This window comes from Gabonia massiliensis (assembly GCF_001403595.1).
In the GTDB taxonomy this organism is placed as follows: domain Bacteria; phylum Bacteroidota; class Bacteroidia; order Bacteroidales; family Coprobacteraceae; genus Coprobacter; species Coprobacter secundus.
Genome location: NZ_LN877939.1, coordinates 1,019,812 through 1,027,738, shown reverse-complemented (window position 1 = coordinate 1,027,738; position 7,927 = coordinate 1,019,812). Strand labels below are relative to the sequence as shown.

4 protein-coding genes are annotated in these 7,927 nt (G+C 37.1%); 1 reads left to right on the top strand and 3 read right to left on the bottom strand.

Annotated elements, in window-relative coordinates:
• Position 1 precedes the first annotated feature (1 nt).
• The gene (locus BN2628_RS17800; RefSeq protein ID WP_411267745.1) at positions 2-172 is read left to right on the top strand and encodes a PepSY-like domain-containing protein; all 171 of its coding nucleotides are present in this window, start codon (positions 2-4) and stop codon (positions 170-172) included.
• Positions 173-421: 249 nt separating this feature from the next.
• On the opposite strand, the gene BN2628_RS08930 is transcribed toward BN2628_RS17800, so the two are convergent.
• From BN2628_RS08930 to BN2628_RS08920, 3 genes are read right to left on the bottom strand one after another with little or no spacing between them, the layout of a single operon-like run.
• The gene (locus BN2628_RS08930; RefSeq protein ID WP_055096914.1) at positions 422-3,538 is read right to left on the bottom strand and encodes a beta-galactosidase, LacZ type; all 3,117 of its coding nucleotides are present in this window, start codon (positions 3,536-3,538) and stop codon (positions 422-424) included.
• A complete protein-coding gene (locus BN2628_RS08925; protein ID WP_055096912.1) occupies positions 3,538-5,454 on the bottom strand; it encodes an FAD-dependent oxidoreductase in 1,917 nt (638 codons plus the stop codon). Before BN2628_RS08925 ends, BN2628_RS08930 begins: the two co-directional genes overlap by 1 nt.
• A 12-nt stretch (positions 5,455-5,466) precedes the next feature.
• Positions 5,467-7,872: a T9SS type A sorting domain-containing protein gene (locus tag BN2628_RS08920; protein ID WP_055096910.1), complete on the bottom strand. Its 2,406-nt coding sequence runs from the start codon at positions 7,870-7,872 to the stop codon at positions 5,467-5,469.
• Positions 7,873-7,927 lie beyond the last annotated feature (55 nt).

Here is a 7,927-nt window from a genome sequence, read left to right as displayed (position 1 = left end):
AATTCCTTCAGGAGTTGTCAGTTATGTCAATACGCAACATCAGGGAAGTGATATAAAAAAAATAGAACGTAAGAAAAATGGTTATAAAGTAAAAGTAGATAACAAGCATGTATCTTCAGATATTCATTTTGATAAAAGTGGGAAATGGAAGAAAACCGAACATGATGATTAACTAAATTGTATGTTTGAAAAAACATTATTTCTTCACTGAGAGAAGACTGTTAAAATAAAAGTGATTCCAAAAATCGGAATCACTTTTATTTTTGACGAAATTTTCAGGAATGGTTGATATAATATCGGATTAGAAAGAATCTCTGTTTTGATTATTTTTACGACAACATATTCAAATAGAATAGAGACATCAAAAGACGTAACTCGTATAGGATTTATTTGGGAAATGATTTCTTTAATTTATAGAATATTAAAGTGCCGGACTAATGGTAAATCCGTATTCATAACTTTGTCCGAGTAAACGGTATTTTTCGTGAGGTTGAGCACCCCAGCTGTTATCTCCTCCCACGCCTCGCTGTTTTAAATCAACACACAGGATAACTTCGTGAAGAGGTAGGAGCGGATATGTAAATCTGGGATAAATGTCGTTGATATGCTGCTGTTTGCGAGTCAACCCCGGATCAAAATCTTCCGGACGGTTCGGCAAGGCACTCACACTTAGAGGTTGTAACCCTTCTATTCTTATTCCGGTACCGTTTTTGTCGGTCAATGTTAGCCAACGTACATCTGTTTTGTTCCCGTTTTCTTGGGGTCTTACATAAGGCACATATTGTTCTTTGACTGTACTTTCATATAGCCCTATATGACTGGCTGTGTTCCGGTCTGTATAGTTCTCCCATGGGCCTCGACCATACCAGCGAAATATATCATATTGCTCCGGAAGAGTTAATAGCATTCCAAATCGTGGCATTTCCGGCTGTAAAGATAGAGATTTCCAGGAAGCATTAATTGATAAAGTTCCTCCTGGGTGGAAGGTATATGTCAGGAAATATTTACTATTTACATCAGATAGCAAATATTCGGCCTTTATAATGAATGTTCCCTTTTTTTCTTCAGTCATCAGAGTCTTAAGTTTTTTGTTTTGTCCTGCACAACGCCATATATTACTGCTGATTTCGAAGTTGCAACCATAATCGTTATCGGTAGGAGCTCTCCAGAAATTCAGTTCTACTGGACGTTTCAATAATCGAGTGTTATTGAATACGTAGTCGGTTAGTTCTCCGGTAATTTTATTTATGACCGCTTTAATGTTTCCGGACGATAAGATAAATGCGTTATCTGTTTCTGTAAATTCTGTTTTTTTCCCGCTATAAGTATGATGTGTGAAATAATTGTTCGGTGTGAGGTAGAACTGTCGAGAGGCAATTTCATGCCCGTAAGGCAACAATAATGTTGTGTCCCGATTTAGAGCATACATATTCAGTAGATATTCATTCCCCTGATTTGACGATATGTAGGGAAGATTTAATTTTACTTTCACAGAATCACCCGGAGGTGCAGAAACCTGTAAATTCCCCGATTTTATTTCTTTGCCGTTTAATAGTAAAATCCATTTGAAATCAAACTCAGACAGGTCTGTAAAATTGTATCGGTTGTACATACAAATTATGTTCTGGGATGTGTCTGCTATTTCAAACTCGATATTTTGGTATACTTTCTTAACTTCATGTAATGCCGGATGAGGCTTTCGGTTGGGAAATAGAAGACCATTAATACAAAAATTTTCTTTATGTCGGTATATACCGCTTCCTAAGTCACCTCCGTATGCCCAGTATTCGCGACCCGACTCATCTTTAGAAAGTATACCCTGATCTACCCAGTCCCAGATAAAGCCACCCTGCATATGAGGTGAACTATGGATGATATCCCAAATATCCTGTAAGTTTCCCGTGCTGTTTCCCATGGAGTGGGCATATTCACACATAATATAAGGGCGTGTAGGAGATTTTAGGCGGGCATAATCTGATATTTGTTTTATTTCTGGATACATCTGGCTGACAATATCTGTATTATTTTCGAATCCAGCTTGTTCGAAAATAATAGGTCGAGAGGGATCTTTTTGTTTAATTTCTCTATATAGTTGGTGGAAGATAGGTCCATTGCTACATTCGTTACCCATAGACCAAAGGATAACACTCGGGTGATTTTTATCCCGTTCTATAAGGCGCATCACCCGATCTCGATGGGCATTGTCCCAAGATGTATTATAAGAGGGGTTTTCTCGCCCGAAGCCCATACCATGAGATTCTAAGTTTGCTTCATCAAGGACATATAGTCCGTATCGATCACATAAATCGTACCAGCGTGTGCAGTGAGGATAATGACTCATACGGACGGCATTAATGTTATATTTTTTCATTAATGTGATGTCTTGTAAGAGTGTGGAATCATCGACAACATGACCATTTTGATAGTGATGTTCATGTATATTTACTCCTTTTATTTCTATTCTCTGTCCGTTGACTTTCAGAATGCCATTTTGTATTTCTACTTTTCTGAATCCGGTTTTGCATGAAACAGTTTCGCTTTGCCCGGTTATTTTATTTTTTAGCGAAAGGATATAAGTATATAAATAAGGAGTTTCGGCTGACCACAAATTCGGATGGGGGACATACTTTGAAGTGAACAGTTTATTATCACCTGCTTTTAAATGTATTTGTTTTGTTTCTGATATAATTGTTTTTCCTTCCCTGTCAATTAATGACCATTTTATTTCATAGTCTGAGAAATTTTCCTCGAAATTTTTTAATAATATATCTACAGAGAATCTTCCATCTTTGTAATTTCTTCCTAAATCGGCATGAACAAAAAAATCTGCAATTCTGCATTGAGGGGTACAATATAAATAGACATTTCTTTCTATTCCGGATAAGCGCCACATATCCTGATCTTCAAGATATGAACCGTCACTGTATTTATATACTTCTACGGCAAGATAATTGTTCCCTGTTCTAATATAAGGAGTGAGGTCAAATTCTGCAGGGCTTTTTGTTCCTTCGCTATAGCCGACTTTTTGACCGTTCAACCAAATATACATGGCTGGTGTTCCAGCTTCAAAATGTAAAAAAACTCGGTTCCCTTTCCATTCATAAGGTAAATTAAATTCTTTGATATAAGACCCTACAGCATTTAACGAGCAATCGATAAATGGAATATTCTTGGGAAATGTATATCCTTGGCTTACATATAATGGGATACCATATCCTTGTAATTCCCAATTTCCAGGAACATTTATTTCTTTCCATTCGCTTATATCGAATTCGGGAAGGAAAAACTTTTCTGGTCTTTCTTTGGGACTAGCAGAATAATGAAATTTCCATCTGCCCGAGAGATTCATAAACCGGGGAGAAGAAGCTGGTTCCATATTTTTGGCCAATGTAATGTCTGGATAAGGGATAAAAGTAGACCGTCCGGCTTCTTTATTGATAGCAAATACTGCCGGATTTTCCCAGTTTGGAATATTTTGGGAAAATACTGATTGACATATAAAAGATAGGTAGAATCCGAGACTAATAAGTTTTTTCATTAGTATACAGAAATTTTTTGGTAAATATAGTGGAGAATTTCTCCTCGTAAGTGTAAATCAGAAGGAATGTCTATTCCCGACATTTCACGCCATTGCTTCAGGCAGTCCTCGTCTGCTGTATCCGATAGTCGGGCTTCCCATTCTGGGAGATATCCCCTTATTCCCATATATTGAACCATTTCAAAGTCAGGCGATCCCAGTTTTATATCTTTAAAGTATATCAAGGTTGCCCTTTCTTTTATTAAATGTTGCTGCAGAGTTTGTATCGCAACGTTTTGTACTGTCTTATTTTCGTTTATTGCGATAGATGCTGCTATTCCGGCAGCTTGTCCTAGAGCCATCCAACAAGGTTCCATCCTTAACGTTGAAAATCCGATATGACTTCCTGATACAGGCACTGGTAGAAGGAGATTATTTATATTTTTGGGGACAATGACTCCATATGGTACGGTATATACTTCTGTTGGGTAGCTTATAAATCCATCGAGATGTACCCTGTTTTTTTCTCTTTTAAATACAGCATGGGAATCTAAAGCATAATGACTGGCGGTTATACTTGATGTATGGAGTGGTGGCCGTTGGCCTGTTGCAACAGGCAATGCATCATGTGTAGTAAAAAAGTATTTACCTTCGAAACGTCGGCCTTCTCTGACATAAACCTGCCGAGGAAAGTTTTTATTATCGGAATATTCAGTCGATGATAGCCCCCATTCTTTACATTCTTGGCGGAAGTGTGGTGGTAATTCTTTATCATTCTGTACAAACCACAGTAGGCCTAGAGTATAGTCTCGAAGTCGTTGGGTATATTTGTCTCTCCATTCCCAACTGGCAGTTGGCCATGGCCAGTTTTCTTCCGGTAAATCAGTAGAAAGAAATGATAGGTGTTGATTGTTTGCGTCTGTTTTCTCATTTGGAAGAACTACCATATTTGTAATTTTAGCGATTCCCCAGCGGTCTCCAGGAAGTTGAGTCTTGTTTCCTGCAGCAATATTTTTTTTATTATTTTCAATCATCTGGGGGGTTACTGAAGCCATTTTTATACTGGTGTTACGGCCTGTCCATACATCCTCTATTAGAGAAATGTAGTCGTTTCGGTTATAGTTTTCTGGTTTTTCGATTGGACGCATATTCTTTTTATCTTTTGTCAAACATAATCGGAAATTGTAAGCTTGTACTGCATTGTCACCAATAAATGTTGTTCCTTCTGATTCGTATCCTTCATATCCGCATATATTTTGTTTTTGCCCTTTTTCTGCTTCCCAATATCGATATACTTTTCCGGCTCCTATCTCTTCGAATTCGTTTCGTGATTCACGGCCAACCCGGAATGGAACACCGGCGGCAGCACCCAAATCCCCTTCGTAAGTGGCATCTATAAATATTTTACCTTCATATTTTTCGATGCTTTTATTTTTTCTATTTTTGATTCTTATGGATAAAATAGTATTTCCTTTTTTTTCAATATTAGTAGGGTCTGAGTCGAATTGTCTTTCTTTTAGTATAGTAATTTTGTTACATTGTTCATGTAACATCATTTCGAATATATGTTCGGCAACAGAAGGTTCGAAATGATAACCATCGCTACAATCGATAACCTGTTGTGATGTTTCTCCATATGTTTTTATGTAATACTGTTTTATTCGATTTACAAATTCTATGAAAAGGCCTGTTGTTGCCCCTCTGGTTGCTATATCTGTCGCTCCCAGACCGTTAGCGGGTAAACCTCCGAGGTGGGAGGTCCGTTCTAAAAGAAGAACACTTTTACCTTCTCTGGCAGAAGATATAGCCGACATAATTCCACCGGGAGTTCCGCCGACTATAACGACATCATATTGAGCGTATGTATGTAGTACGCTTAGTACCCATATTAGTAGGATTATACAAATTCGTAATATTCCTGTATTTTTGTTTTCCATAAGTTTATTATTTTAATTTTTTATATAAATTAATTTTCCGGTATGTAGTTTTCCTCCAATTGTTGTCCGATAAATGTAAATACCTGGTACGGCAGGTTGGGTTAAATTCGATATTTCCCAATATATTTTATTTTTTCCTGGCATTCCGTTGTATGTAAAATTGTCTACTATTCTGCCCTGAATATCTGTAATTTGGATTTGTATTTTTTCTGCGTTCGATAGCGTTATGTCGAAAGATGTTTTTCCATAGAATGGATTGGGACATACATTTATACTGGAACTTGTCTTACTAAGTTCAGAAGAAGATGTTAAAGGATTTTTTATTTTTAAAACATTTATCGAAACCGGTTCGAGATCTAATTTTATAATTCCGTTTGAAACAGGTATATCTTCATATCTTTTGTAAGTAGGCATTAAGTCTTGGTCATTTGTACCTTTATAAATCCAGTATTCGGCAGAGTTGGCTGTGAAGTCGTAATTTTTTAAAAGAACGGTCACATTCGCTTTTACATATGATTTATTTAATAGATATACATTTATACTTCCGTCCGAATTGCTTTTACAGGCAAATGGAGTAACCCGAAGGTTGTTTGTACTGGATGATTCTATGAGTTTGTCCAGCAGATTATTACTTAGAACCGATATGGCTAGACCATTGGCATTTAATGTGTTATTTTCATATAGAGTGTGGTACCAGCGTTGTATATTGGGGGTAGTATAGCGTGTTCCCCAAAATTGAGCAAATTTTATTTTTTTTACTCCTATGAGGTTTGTCAGGACATTGAAATTTTCTAATCCGGTTCCGGTATTGGGTGCATCGTCACCATCCGTATTGGCTCCTGCTTCAGTAATGGCAATATATAGTTTGCTTTTTTGAGGTTCTGGCAGTGACGAAATTGCATCTTCTAATTCAGGGTGTAACCAATTGGCATCCCAATTATGAAAAGCTTCATAATTTCTGTAGATAGGATAATTATGGTAATCGATGAAATCAATATCATTTATACAATATTTTAAAGCAGTATTCATCCATGCGACATCTTTTACACATAGACCTATTTCAATAGTTGGATCTACAGCTTTCATGGCTTTAGAGAAAGTCGAAACGTCTTTTCCGTATTGTTCGGCGGTAAGGTATGAGCCGTCAGCCAAAGCGTTATATGTTTCATTTCCGATAGTCCAGTATTTCACGTTATATTTTTTTGTAATATTTGCATAGCGTACCCAAGAAACAGCCATTGTAAGGCCTTCATCGAATGATATAGCACTGCCTCCGTTTAATGCTGGAACTCTCAGGTTATTGTAATTTATGACAATATTCGCTTCTGCTCCTGCATCTTTTACCACAGACATAAAATCGTCGAAGTTTAGAGGTGGATATTTCCAGTCTCCATTAGGGTCAGCGGCTGGTATCCAATAAGATGTAGATGGAAAATCTCCTGGATGAGTACTATAACGTGACAGTTTAGGATTAGGATAGGCATAATTTACATCGGATGTGGACCAACAATAATAATTTGATTTTTGTCCTCCAGGGTAACGAATAATGCGGGTACCCATTTCTTTAAAAGCATCACTTAGAGATTGTGAGCCTTGGGGGCGGTTGGCTTGTGAATCGTTTACATAATTGGTATTTATTCCGACGGCATAAGGACATATGTCTTTAATGATTTGATCTGCTTTTATAGTAATAGTAACATCTACTCGCTTTGAATAGTTAAATCGTTTAACAGCCTGGTTTAAGTCTTCTATAGCTGTGTTTATCTCTGTTTGTGTAACGTTATCGTTATTCCTGATATTTACTGCAGCCTGAATAGCTGCCAGTAAACTTTCTTTGGCTCCATCGACATAATCTGAAGCAAGTGCTCCGTTATATGTAGTTTGAGCACTGATGATGGCAAGATTCAGAGGCCCTTTTTCAATTTCTGGAGCAACATTCCCGGTTAATTTGAAATTGTCTATATCAAGCCATCCGTTATTGGGCAATCCATTCCCCGATATGACCAGATGAATGGATAGTTCAGTTATGTCGAATTCAACAGACGGTTTTATATTTCCTCCGTTTTCAAGTGTGTATACTACTATTCCATTGACTTTTATTGAGGGTTTGGAGGTAGTAAAGTTTCCTGCGCTGTATTGGAATGATAGTTTATAATGACCATTAGGTACTACAATCGTTTGGCTCATTGAAGGATTTACTTTTCCGGAAAACTTGGCTCTGCATGTTCCATCTCCTAATCCGTAATCGGTTGCTATGCTGAAAGTCCCTGGAATTATTGTCCAGCCCGTACTTCCATTTTCGAAGCTCGGATTTATAATATGTGACGTATAGTCATAGTCTTGTGCATTTATTTTCAAGACAAAGCAGGCATATAGAATAAGTATAGAAATACTTGTTTTTATTACGGACGGTTTCATGAGCGGAATATTTTATAAAAATTAAATAGATTTGCTATAAAGTTGCCTAATAAAT